This is a genomic window from Acetobacter orientalis, from assembly GCF_000963965.1.
Lineage (GTDB): Bacteria > Pseudomonadota > Alphaproteobacteria > Acetobacterales > Acetobacteraceae > Acetobacter > Acetobacter orientalis.
The window spans coordinates 199,129-218,648 of record NZ_BAMX01000010.1; the positions used below are offsets into that span (position 1 = coordinate 199,129).

Consider the following 19,520-nt stretch of genomic DNA (forward strand, 5'->3'; position numbering starts at 1 on the left):
TACTGTGCAGGGTGCCCAACAAGGGCCTAACATGCAGCACGCCCCCACTCCATTTCATTACTCTTACGAAACACGCTTTACCACAGCCCCCATGCAGCCCCATAAGCAGAGTATGATACCCAACACCGCCCCCATTGCACGCGCTACATATGGCTAAGCCGCCCACAGACCACGCACGCCCCATTGGGCCATGGCGCCGGGCCATACGGGTGTTGCGGCATAACCGCGCCGCCATGCTGGCGCTGGGTGTGCTCGGCTGTATGGTGCTTTGTAGCGTGTTGGCCCCATTTTATGCCCATACCATTGCCGGGGTAGACCCGTTTACGTCTAACGTGGCAGGCAGCATTACCCTTAACGGGCAAGAGGTTGATATTATGCAACCCAACGACAACCCGCTGCACCTTGGCTTAACCCCCATTGGCCCCACTGGCCACACTACATACCTTTTAGGGGCAGACAGCCAAGGGCGCGATGTTGCCGCCCGCCTGCTTTATGGGGGGCGCAACTCTCTCTTTATTTCTGCTTGTGCGGCCAGCTTGTGCCTTATACTGGCAGGCGTTGTGGGTATTGCCGCTGGCTTTTTTGGCGGGGTGGTAGATAGCGTGCTCTCCCGCATGATGGATATTATGTGGGCGGTGCCCGTCTATTTGTTTGCCATTTCGCTTTCTATTGTTACTGTCAGCCAAGGTTTGCACATTGGCCCCTTTGTTATTGAAGCCAATAACCTGCTTATTCCCATATTTATTATAGCGCTTGTTTACGTGCCCTATGCTGCCCGGCCTATACGCGGGCGCGTTATGGCCTTACGGCAAGCGGAATTTGTAACGGCCTCCCGCTGCCTTGGCGTGCCGCAATGGCGCATTGTGCTGCATGATATTTTGCCAAATGTCATGACCACACTTGTGGTTATGGGGCCACTCCTTATGGCGCTTGCTTTGCTGGCAGAGAGTGCGCTCTCGTTTCTCTCCATTGGTGTGCAGGCTCCTGCCGCATCGTGGGGCACCATTATTCAAGATGGTGAGGGGCTTATTTACACCCGCCCCATGGTGGCCATTGCACCGGGGCTTGCCATTGTTATTGTGGTGCTGGCCCTTAATATTTTAGGTGACGGCCTGCGTGATGCACTTGATGTGCGCGACAGCGCCCACCGCAACCAATAGCCGAGAAGGAAAGCCCATGCTCCTGCCCCTTCTCCGCCGCCTTGGGCAAACAGTATTTGTGTTGTTTGGTATTTCGGTTTTGGTCTTTGCTGTGTTTTTTGCAACACCGGGGGCAGACCCTACAGCCCGTATTGCCGGGCGCAATGCCTCGCCACAAACCTTAGAAAAAGTACGGCAAGAATATGGGTTTAACCGGCCCATACCGGTGCAATACGCCACCATGATGAAAAAGCTTTTCATCACCCAAGACCTTGCCTCTTACGTAGACCGGGGCGAGCGCGTTGTGCCTGAAATTATGCGGGCAGCCCCAGTCACCCTTTCGCTTGTTGGCGGGGCTGCTCTTATCTGGGTTGTGGCCGCCATTACCATGGGCACACTTGCCGCAGCTTTTAAAGATACATGGGTAGACCGTACCCTTATGCTACTGGGGCTTATTGGTATTTCTATTCCAGTTTTCTGGCTTGGGCAGGTTACTAACCTTGTTACGCAAAGCCGTTACCATAATACATGGCTGTTTTCTTGGGTGCCGGGGCTTGGGTACATTCCACTCAGCCAAGACCCGTGGGGGTGGTTTAAAACGCTGGTTACTCCGTGGTGTGTGCTGGCTGTTATGTTTATTGGCATTTATAGCCGCGTTTTACGGGCAGATCTTGTGGCTCTGGCTAACGAAGACTTCATGCGTACAGCACGCGCCAAAGGTCTTTCACCCACACGTATTTTACTGCGCCACGGGCTACGCACCTCTTTGGTTACGTTTGTCTCGCTCTTCGGGTTAGACTTTGCCCAGCTTGTTGGCGGGGGCGCTTTATTAACAGAGGTCGTCTTTGGCCTACCCGGCGTTGGGCACCTCACCTACCAAGCCCTTACCAACCTTGACCTGCCGCTTATTATGGCAACGGTCATGTATTCGGCAGTCTTTGTCGTCGTGGCCAACGCGTTGGTTGATATGCTCTATCTTTTTCTAGACCCCCGTGTGCGTGATGCGCGCTGACATGCCACACACTTCCACACAACCGCTATTGGTCGTGCAAAACCTCAGCGTGCACGTACCTGCACAAGGTCAGCTTATTTCTTTAGTCGAAAACGTCTCTTTTACTGTTGGCGCACAAGAAATTGTGGGGCTAGTGGGGGAATCTGGCTCGGGCAAATCTGTAACCGCAATGGCTCTTATGGGGCTGCTAGATAGCCCCGGTGTGCGCATAACTGGCTCTGCCCGTTTTAAAGGGCAGGAACTCGTAGGTATGCCGCCCCGCTTACTCCGCCGCCTACGCGGGCGCGACATTGCCATGATCTTTCAAGACCCCATGACGGCCTTTACACCCGTTTACACAATTGGCTGGCAAATAGAGGAACAAATACGCGCTCACACCAGCCTCTCACGCAAACAAGCCCAGCAGCGAGCCATAACCCTTTTGGCAGAAATGGGCGTACCAGACCCCGCCCAAATGGCCCAACGCTACCCCCACCAGCTCTCTGGTGGGCTACGCCAACGCGCCATGATTGCTATGGCTCTGTCTTGTAATCCCTCACTCCTCATAGCCGATGAACCCACCACGGCACTTGATGTCACTGTGCAAGCGCAAATTCTAGAATTAGTCAGGGGTTTACGCAGCAGCCACGGCTCATCCGTGCTGTTTATTACGCACGATATGGGGGTAGTTGCCCAAACGTGTGACAGCACATTGGTGCTCTATTCTGGCCGCATAGCAGAAACCGGCCCCACAGCAGACCTGTTTGCCCACCCTAGCCACCCTTATACGGCCGCTCTTCTGGCTTCTATTCCACCCATAACTGGCCCACGCCCTGCTCATTTGCCCACTATTGCAAGCGCCCCGCCAACCCCACACACCCGGCCTGTAGGGTGCGCTTTTGCACCACGCTGCACGTATGCGCACACCCCCTGCACCACCAGCCAACCCGCTCTTGTGCCTATAAGCGCACAGCACGCTGCCGCCTGCGTGCTCCCAACCGAAGGTACGCCCCTACCACCCCGCCTTGGTACGGTACAAACCGCCCAAGCCCATAGCGCACCACACCAAACCGGAACCACCCCGCTATGAGCACCTGCGCCCCCACGCCCCCTACCGCAGCAAATGCCACACCCCCTTTGCTAGATGTACGTGGGCTTTATAAAACTTACGCATTGCCACGCGGGCAAAAGCTCAAAGCGGTTGATGGTATCTCGCTTAGTGTCACCCACGGCGAGGTGCTCGGACTGGTCGGAGAATCTGGATGCGGCAAATCAACCCTAGGCCGTTGCCTGCTGCGCTTAACAGATGTTTCTGCCGGGCAAATTCTGTTTAACGGGCAAGATATTACCAAACTACCCGAGCGCGCTTTGCGCCCCTTACGCCCCCACATGCAAATGGTTTTTCAAGACTCATACGCGTCTCTCAACCCAAGGCGGCGTATTACAGACCTATTGGCAGAGCCATTGCGCGTACACCCCACAGCTACTGGCCAAAAACGCTCTAGCAGCGCCATTACAGCCCGCCTGCACGAGCTTATGGAGCGTGTAGGCCTACCCCTGTCTGCGCTAGAGCGTTACCCGCACGAATTTTCAGGCGGGCAGCGCCAGCGCATTAATATTGCCCGCGCCCTGGCCCTTTCCCCCAAACTCATTGTGGCAGACGAACCCGTGTCTGCGCTAGATGTTTCCGTGCAGGCCCAAATTATCAACCTGTTTGCAGACCTACAGGCACAGCTTGGGCTCACTTACGTTTTTGTTGCGCACGACCTTGCCGTCATACGCCAAATTTCCACGCGGGTAGCCGTTATGTATCTGGGGGCCATTATGGAGTTAGGGCAAACAGACACAGTGTTGCACAACCCAGCACACCCCTATACGCTGGCCCTTACCCAAGCCGTGCCGCAACCTGTTATAGGGGCCATACGCCCCCCACCCTTGCGGGGTGATATTCCAAGCCCTGTCTCACGCCCTGCGGGCTGCCGCTTTCATACGCGCTGCCCCATAGCGCAGCCCCTCTGCCGTGCAGAAGAGCCCGCTTTACGCCAAATTTCAACACACCGGGCTGTTGCCTGTCATTTTCCGCTGGCATGATCCGCATAGGGTCAGTATGCCCCTTCTCAAACCCATGCGCCCCAGCAGTGAGCCAGCCCTTCTATGCCCCGCCTGCATTTTCCTAAAATAAGCCTGCGTTTTTATGGCTCTTTGCTTGTGGTTGCTCTTATTTTTCTGGCACTCGACACAGGCTCTTTTTTATTACGCCACGGCCTGCCAGACACACCACGCCGCCGCACGCTGGGGCGTAGGTGGCTTGGCTTTATGGCACGCTTAACCGTAGGCTACCTTGGTCGCGTTGGTATTTTAGACTGCAACCTTCAAGCCCTTAAACCCCTACAACACGAAAAAGGGCTTATACTGGTTGCCAACCACCCCTCACGCCTAGACAGCCTTATTCTGGCCTCTGCCCTGCCGGGTATGGTGTGCGTTACCAAAGCCTCCATCTGGGAGCGCCCAACACTGGGCAGCACATTACGCACAGCAGGCTACCCCCGGCATGACACACTCTTGCGGCTGCTCGGCCCGGCCACCACAAGCCTGCATGAAGGCTGCCAGCTTTTACTTTTCCCCGAAGGTACGCGCTCCCGCGCGGGTGAGGCTCCTAGCGCTTTTCAAGCTGGGTTTGCCGCTATTGCACAACGTACCCGTGCTGCCGTTCAACCAATTCTTATTGAAACAACATCACCTTATCTGTCTCAAGGGTGGCCATTTTACAAACAGCCGCCCTTACCCATGCGCTATAGCGTAAGCCTACCCCCACGCTTTAGCGCACCCGCCCGAGACGAAGCCAGTGGCCGCGCCCTTGTCGGTGCTGTTGAACGTATTTTTCAAACCACTACACGCTAGACTTTAAGCAAGGCACAGTTGCCTCTCACGCTGGGTTTTGGCTTCTATATACAAGCGTATTAAGCTGCTCTGGGCTGTAAAGTTTTATACACTCGTTGCTCTCAACCCCCTCAAGCACACGATACGCCCTGCGCGATAGCGCCCGCCCAAATACGCCAGAACCAGTTTTATATTCTGGGTAAAGATGCTTATGCTTGTAGCAGTTTTCGTATAAAATGAGTAAACACTCTTGCATAAAGCCGCTTTGCTGCGTTGTGCCAAAAAAGCAGTCATTCACGCGGCACTCTGGTGTTAAAAATAACGCCACATCACTTTGCTCCTGCAACACAAAATCTAGCGCGTTTTCTCCTGCAAGGCGTAGAGTTGTGTTCAACCACCAGCCTCCATACAAATTTGTTGCGTGTAGCTTAAAAAAATTAGCGGCTTCTGCGGCACTGCGCATAGAAAGAAAAAAATCTCGCGCTTCCGTGCCATAAAAACGATACAACCAGTCTACAGCCTCATCATGATTAAAAATTTTCAAATCCAAATCAGGAATACCCTGATGAAAATAAATATTTTCCATAATTTCAGTGGGGGGCTCTTTATCCCAATATAAACACAATAGAGGAGGGATAGCCCTTACTGTACCCTCATGCCCAATATGCCGCTCAAATACGCTGGGCTGCACCTGCTTGGCCTGCTCTAAATAGAGCTGGTCAATTTCTTCCCCACTCACAAATTCTTCAAACGCATTGCCCATACCGCGCAAACTTTGCGCAAGGTCAGCCGCTTGGCCACGCCATATAGTACGCATAGTGGCAACATAACGCGCATATACCGGCGCTTGCGCTGCTAATAGGTGCATATCGTGCTCGGGCAGTTCTTTCCCAGCTTTCAAAAAACACAGTAAGCGCGAAAGCAATAGTGTCGACGTATCAGGAAATTGTTTTTGGCTTTTAGAATGTAAGCGATAACATAACCCATATAAACAAGCCGCTTCATAGGGTTTTTTACGTCTCACTAAAATTTCTGCCAGAGCAAAGGCATGTATGCACTCTTGTGCGCCGTGCTCGGCATAATAAGCACGGGCTTCATCATCGCTGTTGATGCACCCTTTCTCAAACTGCGTTGCTGTACGTGGGTAGGTTTCGTGCGTATTACCAAAAATATCTTGGTCACTTTGGGTATGCACAAAATTTGTTTCAGGCACCAAATTACCTTGTTCTTCTACCATGTTGCCCCCACTTTAGCCAAAGAAGTCAGAAAAAATAATGTTTCGCTCGGGCGCATATTAACCCGCCAATTCGGCATGCTTTTCCACAAGGCTTTGCCGCAACATAGCCTCAACATGCTCTGCTACACCTTGAGAAACATCGTGGTTTTCAACAGACTGCACACGGTTATTTTCAAGAACAACCACAATATCCAGCGGCCTTATACCAATGTAGCCCTTAACAGTATTAACAAGGCAAATACGGTAATTCCCTTTCATGCTTTTAGGAAAACCAGATTTAAAGGTGATATCAGCCTCAAACCCAACACAAAGCGGTGCATCTGCAAAAAAACCACTTACATCGCTGCGCACGCTGCGCTCTGTGCCAAAAAAGAAAATTTCCGGCTCATTCTCAGCAACACAGGCAACAAACAGTTTTCCCGCAGCACGCAGGTTATGTAAAAAAGCCCAACCTTTTAAATAAAAACCGGTAGGGGTAACCTCTGGCGCAGGGTCACCAATTAGCCCGCTACAGGCATCAATATAATATTCCAGATCACCTTCTTGGTAAATTTCAAGTGGGTTTCTGCTTGCCTTGGGTTGTTTTACACCCCGCAATTGCCCGTCTTGGTGGGCAACCCGCTTAAAGTCAGACATAACCCGCATAGCAGAAGGCATAAGCTGCATAATTTCAATAATTTTACCGCCCTCAACTTTTATCTGGAAAGGGGTAAGGGCAAAACTACCGCGGCCACTTATAATATTAACTAAACCAATTCTAAAGCGCCCCTCGCACCATTTGCCCCGCAAGGCAGCCTGCCCTGCAAAACCCGAGCGCCTTGGTGCATCTGGATAGAGCGACATAACATCGGGTCGAGACTCCCGAATACAAGGTAAAAAGATAACAGGCTGGTCTGGCTCACCCAGCAAAACAGTATACAAATTACCCGAGGCACTAACACGCGGCACCATGTGCCACCCACGAATATGGAATTCGTAAGCCTCATTAAAATCTGCTATACTTTTTTCTGCAAAAACAAGGTGGCATATATCATCAATATAATATTCTGCATCTTGAATAGCGAACCAGTCAGATACAGGTTCAGGCAATTCAACGGCAACATCTCGTGTTGTCGGTGGGTCAAAAATATGCCGTGGTGGAGCCTGATGCCGCCATGAGGCATGTGGCAACAAATGTACCTGCCCTGCATCTATCTGCATTTCTGAAAAACCAAGCCGTTTAAAGGGTGCCACGTTTTGGTAAATTTCTAGCAATTTTTGTGCATAAACCTGCCCATCTGCCCATAATACGGGAGAAATTGCGTCCATCATGGTTTTACGTAAAGTTTCTGAAGAGCGCAGCAATTCAAGCCGTGCCAACACAACTGAGGGGTTATTAAGCGGCACAACAAAACCATTAACACCATCGGCTACCCGGTCATGCAATGCCCCAACATCTGTTACAATCGGGATAAGACCATTCTGCCATGCCTCAGAAAGAGAAATACAGTAGGTTTCGGGCCAAATACTCAGGTTAAGCGCTACATCAGCTACTTTCAGGCTCTCTATATTCCCCATAGAATATTGGCCGTGCAAGGTTACATTGGGGCATTTCAGGTTTTCTAAAACCTGCTTATATTCAGGGTGAACTGCCCCAAAAATATGAAACTGAAAATGCTCCGGGTGTGCAATTTCAATAAGGTTTAAAATAGTATCTGCACCTTTAGTGCGTAAAAAATTGCCAACAATTGCCACACCCAGCTTTCTCCCTTCCAAAGGCTCATATGCCTTACGTGCGACAGGCAAAGTACTTTCAGGTGAGGGAATACCCAAAACAGCACAATTTTTCTGTTTTAAAATAGGGTAAACTTCGCTGGTTAAAGTGTAAGAGTGTTCGGTTCCAAACAAAAAAGCATCAACTGAATGGAGCATAGTTGCCACAAATGCCCGGCGCGTTTGCTCTCCTCCATACTCAACATTTTCTGCATTTTTTAAAATAATATCGTATGCAACAACAGATTTTGCCTGCTCTTCATCATATCTAAAACTCTGGTCGAGCAAATTGTAACGAGAAGAAATCAACCAGAAATCGTGCGCTGAGAAAACAACACCAACCCCACAGGCTTTAGCGATACGCAACAATGAAAGCGCATGGTGCCCTAAGTGCTGAAAATGTACGATATCAAAATTATAATGGCTTATAGCATTAGAAAACGCCACTTCTTCTGGGGCGTCACACATTGCATCTGTCCAACCAACTTCTGGCACTTCAAAGCGTTCTATTTCTTCTCCATCAGCGGTAAGAAGGCGGCATTGGTTGCCACGCCTTAGCCAATAATAAAAATCAACATCTCGGCCCAAGAGAGAGCAAAGCGTTTCTTGGTACACTTCTACCCCACCCCATGCAGCTTCATATTTAGTAGAATGTGTGCACATAAGCACACGTAAACGCCGTGCAGGCACAACTGGCGGTGTGGCTGTACGGCGGCTGAATTCTGCCCCAGTTATTTCTATAATTTCACGTAAACGATGCTCATAAAGATGACTCGCTTTAATTGACTTTTGTGCAGCCTGCGCAGCTCTATGCCGCAAAGATGGGTTGGTAAGAAAACTGTCTATTGCGGCAATAACACCCCCAACATGCCGGGCTAGGGCAATACCTTTTACATCATCAAAATAGGTGCTGGCCATTGCTTCTGGGGCTTCAATAACCTGTGCTGTACCGGCCAGCCCAAGTTCATAAAAACGTGGCCCCGGTGCTGTTGCCTGGCTTGTATCTCCATGGCTTGCATAATCACGGAACATGGTGAGCGTTACTGTGCTGGCATTGGCAAAATCTATAAACGCTTCATGGCTAACAGGGCGCTGAATAGCCAATTCAGCCAAGTCTGACGGTAAAGGGGGTAAATATTCATTGCCGGGGCAAATAAGTTTTAACCGTGCCTGCGGAAAAGCCGTAATAATATGGCGCAGTGTCTCTACTCTGTTTGGCCACATTGTGCCTGCAAAAAAGATATCATAATCTAGTTCTTCAACAGGTTTGATACGCCTTTCATGCAACGTAAGGGACGCCGCGAGAGGCAAATAGTGCCCTTTGGCACCATAACTTTCTGCACAAGAGGGGTCGTTGGTAAAAACATAATCAAAAACACTTGCGTTCCCTACATTAAAATCTTTCATGAAGGGGTCTTCAAACGTCCAGAGAATAAGCGTTTTAAATGCTGGGCGTACACGTTGTAACAAAGGCAGGTTAATGCGCTGGGCATCTATACACAGCAAAGTTTCATGCTCACCCCGTGCCGCCAAAGCAGCTAAAGTGTGGTTGTCAGCCACCACAACCTGATCTGCCCCTAAAATGGCTTTTGCTGCGCGCTCTACCGCTAGCGTTAAATAGGAGTTGGGGTTATGCGTATAATTGGTATTGTAAATAATCGCCATTTGATCCTCTGCTTTGTGCACACATACAGCAGGCGTTTACCCAATAAAAAGAATGAATTCTGAACGTTTTATAAAACCTTACAGAATTCATTCTTTTTATTTTCATAACGCGCCAATTTTTAACAGTAAATACACATCTACACTTTAGAAAATGTTAAAATAGACCTTATGGTTTCAATATATTTCTCTGTATTATTTTCCACGACAATACGCCGCAAAGCATTACGGCGCACGCGCTCCCAAAGCTCTCTATTTTTGTAAAGCTCTTTTATACACTGTGCAAAATCAGCAGGGTTACCTGTCTTAGCTGCTACAATATCTGTACCATTCACCCACCCCACCTGTTTGCACAATATGTCAGACGCAACAATGGGTAAGCCATTTGCTGCTGCCTCATGTAATTTATACGGGATACCCGCAGCAAACCGCGTAGGGGCAATAAAAATACGGTGGGTATCATAATATGGGCTTATATCTTCAACACGCCCTACACACTCCACACGCGGGTGTGCCAAAAGCTCTGGTAAATCTATAGTCGGGTTTATGTAGCCGCATACACGCAGTTTAAAGTCTTCTTGCAGAATTTGTTCCAGCACAGGCAACACGTCTTTAACAAACCAAAGCAAAGACTCGAGATTAGGAGACTCCAGATCATGAATTGCGCCCACAAAGAGTATATCATGCCTATTGGTATAGCCGGGGGTAAAACGGCGCACCTGTTGTTGGTGTCCCAAAATGTTAACCTGTTCCAGACCAAGCGTGCGCAGGGTTTGTGCATCTTGTGCACTCACGGCAATAAACTGTTGCGCTACCTGTGCGGCACGAAATTCTTTTTGCAGCATTTCTTCTAAGCTATGCTGTGGTGTTTCGCCTTGCAAAGCCAGTTTTTGCATCGTTCTGCCAGCAGCCACAGCTTCTGTATCCAAAACAACAGTTGCGCGCCCAAGTGCCGCAGTAAACTCAGCCAAAATAGGTTTTAAACGCTCTGCATTGTGGGTGCGGGCTATCCACACCACATCATAATAACCGGGGCGAGAATGCAAAAAGGCTGCAAGATCTTCCAGCCCTTTGTTCCACATCACTTCGGCCCTATCGGGAAAAGCCGTGTATGTGTCTTCCACCATACCTATGGGCCTAAATACGGGGTAGAGCGTTACATCACAGGCCAACTGCTCAACCATGCTTGTTACAATATCATGCGAGCGCGTAAACCCAGAGCCAAGGTGACGAAACGGCAAGTAGTCTTCAATAAATAAAACCCTTTTTGTGGGGGTGCGTGTGCTGCGCGCCTTTACTATATTATGCTCAGACCGTTGTAATTTGGTTGCAATATATGTGTTATTTTTCTCTTTAAATTTTTGAAAATTTATAGCCATCATTTGCCCACTCTCATGGTTGCCAGATGTACCATATTCGTAATGCAGCACCACTACAGCGGGGTCATACACAACCTCCATATTATATTTATTAAGGCGCACACAAAGGTCAGTTTCTTCAAAATAGGCTGGGGCGTAGTCTGTATCAAACCCGGCAAGCTCTTTTAACAGGGCTGTGCGCACCATCAAAAATGCGCCAGAGCAAAAATCGACAGACCTTACATAATTTGCTTCTGGTATATCTGGCATTTGGTCACGCAAATACCCAACCACGCCGCCATCTTGCCAGACTATGCACCCAGCTTCTTGTAATAACCCATTTGTACGCAAAAGTTTTGCGCCAACCGCACCGGCTTTAGGTTCTTTTACAAACCGCGCCAAAGCCCTATCTATGGCATGCGGCATAAGCTCAAGATCGTTATTCAGGTAAAGCGTAAAGTCAGCTTTTACATGTCGCAAGGCCTCGTTACAACCCAATAAAAACCCAATATTACCAAGAGCGCGTATAACATGCGCCCCCTGCACGTAACGCTCAATATGGCGCACTTCATCAGACGAGCCTGAATCAACCAGTATAAGCTGTATACTGCCTTTATAATTCTCTCTTAATGAGAACAAAGCTGAGAGTGTCATGGCAAAATTATTATGCGACACTATAATAACGCTTATATCCGGGCTTGTATAAGTGAAGTCTATACCGGCACGCATTAGCAATGGCAGCCGTGCGCGGCACATACTCTGATAAACAGATTTAGAGATATATTCGACCTCTTCTTCTGTATAACCTGTCTCATTTACCATGCCATCATGCGCCATATAATGCACAAAAACACTTGGGTATTTTTGTGCAGCCACTTCGCTCTTTACTTTTGGGTTTTCTATATACTGTCGCAGCTTTACATCAGGCGCGGGCTGTCTAAATTCATACTGCCCAAATTTTATAAAATGCTCATAGCAAGAACGAAACGCGCCACTTACAACAGCAGCGGCAACATCCTCATATGTTTGCCTATAAAATTTTTCTGAAAAATACGGGTTGGGGTCATAGTTTTCTGGGGTGGTATTTGCCAAATAATGGTGCAACGGCCCACACCATGCCGCAGGCTCTGCCGCATAGTCTGCATAGTGTTTTGCGTACCATGCCGGGTCAAAATACCATGAAAGCCGCGTATGTTGAAAACGTGGCTCTGAAAGACATCGTAAAAAAGCTATAAACACCCCTTCTTCTACATCAAAGATAAACTCTGGTTCTTCTTTCAAAAAAAAGGCTGGATCAAAAAATAAACATGGTTGGCTAAGAGAGCGCGCCCCTTGGTTTAAATAGTGGTCATACCCATTTCGGAAACCATTTTGCGCAAGCATAGCAGAAGAGGCATCCAAGACAGTGCGTTTGTAATAATCTTCGTCAAACAACCAGTGTGGGCTGTAGCTTTCAAAGCCTAAATTTTTATAATGCTCAAAACCACTTTTATAATCACCCGATGCAATAAGAGTTTGTACCGCTGGGTAGCGTGTTAAATACCATTCCTCATCAAAAAACATATTAGGAGAGTGCTGAAGAGCAGCCCCATAGTGCTCATAAAAATTGTGCACATCGCTGTCAGCGTCTACTTCAAAAAAAGAGAGAACGGAATGGTAGGTTTTTTTGTACCATTCGCTATCAAATACTGACCAGTCAATTTTAAGGCTCATGTGACAGACAGTACCTTTGTAAAATGTTTTATATAAATAATAAGGTCTTAACTCTCTCTTTATGCCGCCATAAATCCTTCTTGTTGCAAAATATTAACAACAGTGCGCACTCTATGGCCGTATGTATGCTCGGCCAATGTGCGCTCTTGTGCACAGCGTGTTGCATCTGCCCGTTTTTGCGCATTGTGTAGATAGTGCTGCACTAACCCGTCAAAATCTCGTTTATTAGAAAAAGAGGGTATTTCTTTTGCATGGTAATAACGGCGCAACTCGTACGTATCTTCATGAAAAATTTGGAAAGCACCTGCTGCTGCAGCCTCAAACGTCCGTGGCCCGGGCGTAGAAGGGGCTATCATGAAGCGCTTGTTCTCGAAATGTAAAGAACGTCCGAGATTTAAGACAATTTTAGAGCGTTGATATAATTCAACCAGTTGATTTTTTTCAATGCGCGCATCTGAAAAACCAATACCAAACTCCCCCCAGCCGGGGCCAATAATGCGCACATTCAACTGGCGCAAGGTTGGCATAAGGGTGCGCACTATATCTTTACGGCTGGTAAATGCTACGCCGCAAAACAACACATCTATACTCCGTTCAGCCTCGCCTGTTAGGGGGGCATAATGGAGCTTACGGCTGGCCGCTAAAGGAAGATGATAAACGTGGTCTCTCAAGTAGAAATTATGGCCCCATCTATCGCATGAGAAAATAACGTCAAAATCATCTGCAATACGGTAGTTGGCGTCTTGCTCGTAGGGGTCTTCTGTTGCCCAGAAAACCGTTATGGCCCCTATTTTTTTGGCTTCACGGCACACCTCACCAAAATAGGTGCTTTCAGGTAAATAAGAGCCAATAGCAAAAACAATGGTGGGTTTAAGGTGCGCAATAGACGCGGCTGCACCACTAATATGCACGGCTGTTACGTTTTCTTCTCCAAAACATTCTGCCCAGCCATCCATAATAGATTCACGAATTTGAGCATTGGCCTGCGATTCATAACGCCCGCCACTACAAACCAACACTCTCTGATTTTTACAGAGCGGGGCTACGGAGATATTGTCTTCTGCAAGAGCGCGCATAAAATTGTATCCACAAGTTCGATAAGCCCGTGTGGCTTAGTGTGTGTACAGTTTAGAAGAATATGCAATATTATTTTCACTCTACGCAACACGCGTAAAGTTTTTACTTTATGAATGCAGTTATGTTTGTATTTTTATAAACAAATTCTGTTTGATATTAAAAAACGCGCTAATTTTTACAAAAGTAATTCGTAATACTCTCTTAACCCCAATACGTTAAAAAGCCTCCCCCTGACACTTTTCCTTTTTGTATGAAGCCTTTAAAGTTTAGCCATGTCGGTTCATACGTCTCCTCCTCCGCTTATGCGCTCTACTCCAGACCGCATACGCCATGCTTTGCTCTTTGAATGCCTGGCTTTAGCGCTTGTTATTCCTGTTGGTTCGCACCTGTTTGGCTTACAAACTGAGCAAATGGGGGTAATTGGTGTTGGCAGCGCCATAACCGCAACGGTGTGGAACTACCTTTATAATTTGGGCTTTGACCACGTGATGCACCATTTAGCTAGCAGCACGCGTAAAAGCATAAGCATACGTGCTCTCCATACCTTACTCTTTGAGGCGGGTTTACAGGTTGTGCTGCTACCCGCCATTGCATTGTATTTGAAAATTTCCATCATGGCTGCTTTTTCCATGAGTTTTTTAATTGCACTTTTCTATCTTATTTATGCGTTTTTGTTTAACATGGCTTACGATTTTATTTTTCCCATTAAACCCGCATATTCGCAGCAAAACTAAGCCATTTCTCTGGCCAATACGTGTGTACATCCTTCCCCGTTATCCACATAGATGTACACAAGACGCGCCTACCTATAGAGAACCACCATGCTTGACGTGAGTAAGGGTGCCTTCACTTTGAAGAACCTTTTTACGGACTTTGAGTGACCTCCCCCAAACCATAACAAAACGTTAATTTAAAACGCATACTTGGCTTGCAAAAAACATATTGCGAATAATTCTCATTACTGTATAAAGACTCCAGCAACCTAAAGAACGGGACGATCTGTGCATGGTCATCTGCTCTTGTAACCGCCTGACACATAAAGACGTTGAAGCCGCTGTTGAAAGCGGTGCGACCCGCCCGCGTGAAATTTACGCCTCTAAAGGCTGTAAAGCGCAGTGTGGCAACTGCGTGTCTGGTGTTGTGTGTATGCTGCGTGAAGCGCGCCTTAAAAAAATGCAAGCTGCTACCATACCAGCCCACCTAGCCGCTTGTGCCCAAACGGTTGCAAGCGTTTCGGCGTAACACCCCACAACACAACCCGGTGCTTTTAGCCCGCAGTTACTTGCCTGTTTGTATGCTTTCTGGCACGCCTTTGCCATGACAAAGCGTATTCTTGTTATAGGTGCTGGCGCATGGGGCTGTGCCCTAGCCCTACATGCCGCACGCACGCAGGTACAGGTACATTTATGGGCGCGTAACCCTGCTGGGCGGCTACCATCGGGTGCTATGCCCCGCCTGCCTGATTTTCCCTTACCAGACAGCATTACAGTTTCAGATAAAATACCAAGTACGGTCAGTGCCACTTTGGTGGTTGTGCCGGTACAGCATTTGCCCTCGGTTTTGCCCCTCATGCCCGCAGCCCCTACTTTGCTGTGCTGCAAAGGGGTTGAGCGCAATACACTTGCCTTCCCGCTAGAGGTGCTGGCACGTATGCGGCCAGATTTATCAGGCGGCATTCTCTCTGGCCCCAATTTTGCACATGAAATTGCCGCAGGCCTACCAGCCGCCGCAGTTATTGCGGCACAGGCAGAACAAAACGCCCAAGCACTTACACATTTGCTGGCTACCCCCCTTTTTCGGCTTTATGCCAGCACAGACTGCATGGGGGTGCAGTTAGGCGGAGCCGCCAAAAACGTTATTGCCATTGCCGCAGGCACAGCTATTGGCGCAGGTTTAGGCGAAAATGCACGCGCAGCCCTTATAACACGGGGGTTGGCCGAAACAGCCAGACTAGCCGCCGTACTAGGCGGCTCTGCCACAACACTCGCCGGACTTTCTGGCATGGGAGACCTTGTTTTAACCTGCACGGGCACCTCATCTCGCAATTACCAAATGGGGCTGGCCCTTGGGCGCGGTGCACAAACAGACGCGGCTCTTGCGGGCCTGCCCGGCGTGGCTGAAGGGGCAACAACCGCTGGCGCTCTTTTAGCGTTAGCGCAAAAACATGGCGTTAGCGTACCAATTATTGAAACAGTGTCTGACCTACTCACGCAAAAGCTTTCTCTTGCGCAAGCGCAAGACAGGCTCCTTAGCCGCCCTTTAAAACAAGAGTAACAGCCAAAGTAACAGCTTTGTGCTGGGCCACATGCCGTACAGAGTGTGTTTGTAGCTCATAGCTGCTCCGCCACGGCTTGCATGCAACAAGCGGCTACCTATGTCGTTAAAGGTGAAACGCCACACCATGTGACGCAACATTGCACCCTTAACGCAAAGGACTTGTCCATGAGTAAAGCACCATTAGATGCCAAAGCTGCTCATATTAAAGAGTATTTAGGCACCCCAACAGACCTGAAATCTGCCGATGTGCACGATATTGCCATTGGTTTGGCCGACACACTGGCCGATGTTTTTGCCCTGTATATTAAAACCAAGAACTTTCATTGGCATATGAGCGGTCGCCATTTCCGCGACTACCACCTGCTGTTAGACGAGCAAAGCAACCAGATTTTTGCGATGACAGACCCATTGGCCGAGCGGGCCCGCAAAATTGGTGGCACAACGCTGCACTCGGTCGGTGAAATTAGCCGCCGCACACAAATTGCCGATAATGACACCCTCTATGTTACCCCAGAAGATATGCTGGCAGAACTTCGTGACGATAATCTGGCCTTAACCAAACGCCTGCGCAAAGTGCATGCTTTGTGTGCAGAAGCCAACGATGTTGCAACCTCCAGCCTCATTGAAAACTGGATTGACGAAACCGAACGCCGCACGTGGTTTTTGTTTGAATCAACCCGCCCGGTTTTTGGTAAAAACGACTAATATTAACGCACACCCGGCTACCATGCAGCTAAAACACGGCGGCTCCTTTGGGCCACCGTGTTTTATGGTGCAACACACAGCCCAAATAAGTGTGAAATTTAAACACACCACCCTATAAAACAAACAAAGCCTTGCCCTAAACGGTTGCATAATTTTTGGCATGCACACATACACGCTGCTGTCTTGTGCGGGTGTGCCAAGGCCGCAGCGTGTTTGTTCCCGCTTGAATGGGCTGTCATTTCTCTCTGACCCAGCGCGGGTTTAGCGCAGGAAGACCAGTGCTTTTATGCGGTTGCCGCAAGGGGTTGGTCTTATTTTTTACTTTTTAACAAAAGCTGTTTTTTCAAAGTCTGGCCGTTACAGCTTTATGTCAAGCCGTACGGTACTTACCCTTGGCACCACTTTGGGGCTAGGCCTTACCCCCTTTACAGCTTGGGCAACACCCCATGCAGTGGCACAGCCTGTAGTAGCTAACCCTCTGCTCCGCCCAGCACCAGCTCAGAGCACTGCAAGCAAACATACCCCACACCAACGCATAACACCCAGCACCCATAAAAGCACCCAAACCACCAGCCTAGATGTAAACGCCCGCCGCCACGACTTTGCCTACCCAGAAGCACAACACGAGCCAGACGCCACAACACACCTAACTGCCGAGCGCCTGCGCGCGCGTGATGTAACAACCATACGCGGGCTAGAGCGCGTGGCCCCTAACCTGACCATTCAGAGCATTAACGGCACTGCCTCTACTAATTTTTATTTACGCGGCATTGGCTTTAACGACTTTACGCAAAGCAATATGGGGCCAGTACTGACCTATATTGATGACGTAGCCTACCCGTATTCTACCATGGCCAATGGCCAAATGTTTGACCTCGCGGGGGCCTCTGTCACGCCGGGGCCAGTGGGCACAGAACACGGCCAGTCTGATACGGGGGGCGAGGTACATATACACACCAACACCCCAACAGACACATGGCACTTTGGGGCAACGCAAGATATTGCCTCTTACGCCCGTAGCCGCAGCGAGGCCTATATTTCTGGCCCGCTGGCCCGTGGTTTAAGTTTTCGTTTAGCGGGCCAAACCCTGCATGGTGGCGGCTGGCAAACTAACCCCACAAATGGTGACCATTTAGGTGATGCAGACCTGTGGGCCTTACGCGGTAAACTGCAATGGAAACCCGATAGCCACACAACCATTTTGCTCTCTGGCCATTTTACCCAAGACAACAGCGAGGTAGTGACCAGCGTACCCGTAGCGCGGCTTATTGGTAAACAGGCTATTCCACATTTTGGTTCATGGCTGCAGGCACAATGGTCTTCCCGGCCAGAATTTGCAAAACTGTTTGGCCGCAAAGCAGGTATTAAACCCAGTGAGCATAACCAGTTTTGGGGAGCAGACCTTCATATAACCCACGATTTTGGCCCGGTAACATTAACAACCATAAGCGCGTTTGAAACAGAGCGTGAAGGCGAATACACAGACCAAGACGGCACAGCAGACGCACAAGCCGACACCTACCGCACGGTTGATGCCAACAGCTTTACGCAAGAAGTACGCCTTAATAATTCTAACACGCATGATAGGTTGCAATGGGTAGTAGGCGCTTATTACCAGCGCACCCGCATGAACCAACGCTTCTTTTTTGATTATACAGACTACACCGCACGCCGTTACATGATGGCCACCACCTTTGGCCTTAACCAAGAAAGTGTTTCAGAATTTGGGCATGTCAGTTACCGCCTACCCCATGGCATTACGCTCTGGACGGGCCTGCTGCACGAACTGGATGACAGATCTATTACCGGCCTTAAATCAGAAATTTTTGGCGGTGCCACCCAAAATTTCCATGCTGAAAGTACAGCCTCTAACCAGTTTGCTGGGCAGGTAGGCATTTCGTGGCAAATGGCCCAACATGCCCTACTTTATTACAAAATGAGCAAAGGCTTTAAGCCCGGTGGTTTTACCGCCAATAACACCCAAATTCAGGCCCAGCTTGACCCCTTTAAGCCAGAAACGGTGCTTACTTACGAGCTCGGCTTTAAGTCTGACCCCATACCCAACCACTTACGGATTAACGGGGCCGCTTTTTATAACGACTTCCATAACCAGCAAATTTTGGGCACCGTGCTTATACCAAACTATGGACCACTGAGCGAAATTACGAATGCCCCTAAATCTGAAAGCTGGGGGTTTGAAGGCACTATAGAAGCCCACCCCTTTAGCCACTTATTTATCACGCAAAACTTTGGCTGGCAGCGCGGCAATTTCCAAGATTTCCCGACCGTCAACCGTGCCAAAACCAATGCATATTATGCCCAGCACCATGTCTGGAAAGCCATTAACGATAATTTTGCAGGCGTTGATAACGGCCAACCCAAGCTCACACTCAATGGCTCGGCAGACTGGCGGCAACCTATTGCACGCGCTTATGCGCTAGAATTTGGCCCAGACTGGCAATACCGGGGCAGCCAAGCCATAACACCGGGTGGCACAGGGTTTTACCGCTTACCCCCTTATTTTCTACTGGGTGCACATGTTACGTTCCGCTCCCCCTCTGGCCATTGGGAGGCCACGGTATATGCACGTAATATCCTTAACCGCCGCTATGCAGAAAGTGGTGGCCAAGCAACCACAACTTACTTCTACATTCCCGGTGAACCACGCTTTATTGGAGGGCGCGTCTCCTACGGTTTTTAAAAAAACTGATTTAGAAAAGCTGTTTGAA

Annotated in this window: 15 protein-coding genes; 11 read left to right on the forward strand and 4 right to left on the reverse strand. The window is 49.1% G+C overall.

The window, feature by feature from the left end:
* Window positions 1-31: 31 nt before the first annotated feature.
* The 6 genes from Abor_RS13215 (at window position 32) to Abor_RS04615 (ending at window position 5,031) form a co-directional block, all read left to right on the forward strand.
* Entirely contained in the window at window positions 32-157 is a 126-nt protein-coding gene (locus Abor_RS13215; protein WP_261767200.1) for a hypothetical protein, read from the forward strand.
* Entirely contained in the window at window positions 150-1,160 is a 1,011-nt protein-coding gene (locus tag Abor_RS04595; RefSeq protein ID WP_048840641.1) for an ABC transporter permease, read from the forward strand. Before Abor_RS13215 ends, Abor_RS04595 begins: the two co-directional genes overlap by 8 nt.
* 16 nt (window positions 1,161-1,176) lie before the next feature.
* A complete protein-coding gene (locus tag Abor_RS04600; RefSeq protein WP_048840642.1) occupies window positions 1,177-2,151 on the forward strand; it encodes an ABC transporter permease in 975 nt (324 codons plus the stop codon).
* A 1-nt stretch (window position 2,152) separates the two neighbouring features.
* Window positions 2,153-3,220 (forward strand): ABC transporter ATP-binding protein, encoded by a 1,068-nt coding sequence (locus Abor_RS04605; protein ID WP_048840702.1) that lies wholly within the window; start codon window positions 2,153-2,155, stop codon window positions 3,218-3,220.
* Complete coding sequence (locus tag Abor_RS04610) at window positions 3,217-4,221, forward strand: ABC transporter ATP-binding protein (protein ID WP_048840643.1); 1,005 nt, start codon at window positions 3,217-3,219, stop codon at window positions 4,219-4,221. Before Abor_RS04605 ends, Abor_RS04610 begins: the two co-directional genes overlap by 4 nt.
* A 63-nt stretch (window positions 4,222-4,284) precedes the next feature.
* On the forward strand, window positions 4,285-5,031 hold the full coding sequence (locus Abor_RS04615; RefSeq protein ID WP_048840644.1) for a lysophospholipid acyltransferase family protein: 747 nt from the start codon (window positions 4,285-4,287) through the stop codon (window positions 5,029-5,031).
* Between the two features lie 25 nt (window positions 5,032-5,056).
* Here Abor_RS04615 and Abor_RS04620 read toward each other — a convergent pair whose 3' ends face one another.
* From Abor_RS04620 to Abor_RS04635, 4 genes are all read right to left on the reverse strand, one after another.
* Window positions 5,057-6,247, reverse strand: coding sequence for a hypothetical protein (locus Abor_RS04620; RefSeq protein WP_048840645.1), 1,191 nt, complete (start codon window positions 6,245-6,247; stop codon window positions 5,057-5,059).
* 57 nt (window positions 6,248-6,304) lie between these two features.
* Window positions 6,305-9,664: a glycosyltransferase gene (locus tag Abor_RS04625; protein WP_048840646.1), complete on the reverse strand. Its 3,360-nt coding sequence runs from the start codon at window positions 9,662-9,664 to the stop codon at window positions 6,305-6,307.
* Window positions 9,665-9,801: 137 nt separating this feature from the next.
* Entirely contained in the window at window positions 9,802-12,732 is a 2,931-nt protein-coding gene (locus Abor_RS04630; RefSeq protein ID WP_048840647.1) for a glycosyltransferase, read from the reverse strand.
* A gap of 59 nt (window positions 12,733-12,791) precedes the next feature.
* On the reverse strand, window positions 12,792-13,808 hold the full coding sequence (locus Abor_RS04635; protein ID WP_048840648.1) for a CgeB family protein: 1,017 nt from the start codon (window positions 13,806-13,808) through the stop codon (window positions 12,792-12,794).
* 273 nt (window positions 13,809-14,081) lie between these two features.
* Here Abor_RS04635 and Abor_RS04640 point away from each other — a divergent pair, with 273 nt between their 5' ends.
* The 5 genes from Abor_RS04640 (at window position 14,082) to Abor_RS04660 (ending at window position 19,492) form a co-directional block, all read left to right on the forward strand.
* Window positions 14,082-14,543, forward strand: coding sequence for a PACE efflux transporter (locus Abor_RS04640; RefSeq protein WP_244877866.1), 462 nt, complete (start codon window positions 14,082-14,084; stop codon window positions 14,541-14,543).
* 271 nt (window positions 14,544-14,814) lie between these two features.
* Window positions 14,815-15,051, forward strand: a complete 237-nt coding sequence (locus Abor_RS04645; RefSeq protein WP_084594372.1) for a (2Fe-2S)-binding protein — start codon at window positions 14,815-14,817, stop codon at window positions 15,049-15,051.
* A 75-nt stretch (window positions 15,052-15,126) separates the two neighbouring features.
* Window positions 15,127-16,083 (forward strand): NAD(P)H-dependent glycerol-3-phosphate dehydrogenase, encoded by a 957-nt coding sequence (locus tag Abor_RS04650; protein WP_048840650.1) that lies wholly within the window; start codon window positions 15,127-15,129, stop codon window positions 16,081-16,083.
* A 168-nt stretch (window positions 16,084-16,251) separates the two neighbouring features.
* Window positions 16,252-16,791, forward strand: coding sequence for a Dps family protein (locus Abor_RS04655; RefSeq protein ID WP_048840651.1), 540 nt, complete (start codon window positions 16,252-16,254; stop codon window positions 16,789-16,791).
* Between the two features lie 367 nt (window positions 16,792-17,158).
* The gene (locus Abor_RS04660) at window positions 17,159-19,492 is read left to right on the forward strand and encodes a TonB-dependent receptor (protein WP_232015170.1); all 2,334 of its coding nucleotides are present in this window, start codon (window positions 17,159-17,161) and stop codon (window positions 19,490-19,492) included.
* Window positions 19,493-19,520 lie beyond the last annotated feature (28 nt).

What these genes read in the sequence shown, in the direction of transcription:
- Abor_RS13215 (WP_261767200.1), top strand. Translation starts at nt 32, where the DNA reads ATGCAGCACGCCCCCACTCCATTTCATTACTCTTACGAAACACGCTTT.
- Abor_RS04595 (WP_048840641.1), top strand. Translation starts at nt 150, where the DNA reads ATGGCTAAGCCGCCCACAGACCACGCACGCCCCATTGGGCCATGGCGC.
- Abor_RS04600 (WP_048840642.1), top strand. Translation starts at nt 1,177, where the DNA reads ATGCTCCTGCCCCTTCTCCGCCGCCTTGGGCAAACAGTATTTGTGTTG.
- Abor_RS04605 (WP_048840702.1), top strand. Translation starts at nt 2,153, where the DNA reads ATGCCACACACTTCCACACAACCGCTATTGGTCGTGCAAAACCTCAGC.
- Abor_RS04610 (WP_048840643.1), top strand. Translation starts at nt 3,217, where the DNA reads ATGAGCACCTGCGCCCCCACGCCCCCTACCGCAGCAAATGCCACACCC.
- Abor_RS04615 (WP_048840644.1), top strand. Translation starts at nt 4,285, where the DNA reads ATGCCCCGCCTGCATTTTCCTAAAATAAGCCTGCGTTTTTATGGCTCT.
- Abor_RS04620 (WP_048840645.1), bottom strand. Translation starts at nt 6,247, where the DNA reads ATGGTAGAAGAACAAGGTAATTTGGTGCCTGAAACAAATTTTGTGCAT.
- Abor_RS04625 (WP_048840646.1), bottom strand. Translation starts at nt 9,664, where the DNA reads ATGGCGATTATTTACAATACCAATTATACGCATAACCCCAACTCCTAT.
- Abor_RS04630 (WP_048840647.1), bottom strand. Translation starts at nt 12,732, where the DNA reads ATGAGCCTTAAAATTGACTGGTCAGTATTTGATAGCGAATGGTACAAA.
- Abor_RS04635 (WP_048840648.1), bottom strand. Translation starts at nt 13,808, where the DNA reads ATGCGCGCTCTTGCAGAAGACAATATCTCCGTAGCCCCGCTCTGTAAA.
- Abor_RS04640 (WP_244877866.1), top strand. Translation starts at nt 14,082, where the DNA reads ATGTCGGTTCATACGTCTCCTCCTCCGCTTATGCGCTCTACTCCAGAC.
- Abor_RS04645 (WP_084594372.1), top strand. Translation starts at nt 14,815, where the DNA reads ATGGTCATCTGCTCTTGTAACCGCCTGACACATAAAGACGTTGAAGCC.
- Abor_RS04650 (WP_048840650.1), top strand. Translation starts at nt 15,127, where the DNA reads ATGACAAAGCGTATTCTTGTTATAGGTGCTGGCGCATGGGGCTGTGCC.
- Abor_RS04655 (WP_048840651.1), top strand. Translation starts at nt 16,252, where the DNA reads ATGAGTAAAGCACCATTAGATGCCAAAGCTGCTCATATTAAAGAGTAT.
- Abor_RS04660 (WP_232015170.1), top strand. Translation starts at nt 17,159, where the DNA reads ATGTCAAGCCGTACGGTACTTACCCTTGGCACCACTTTGGGGCTAGGC.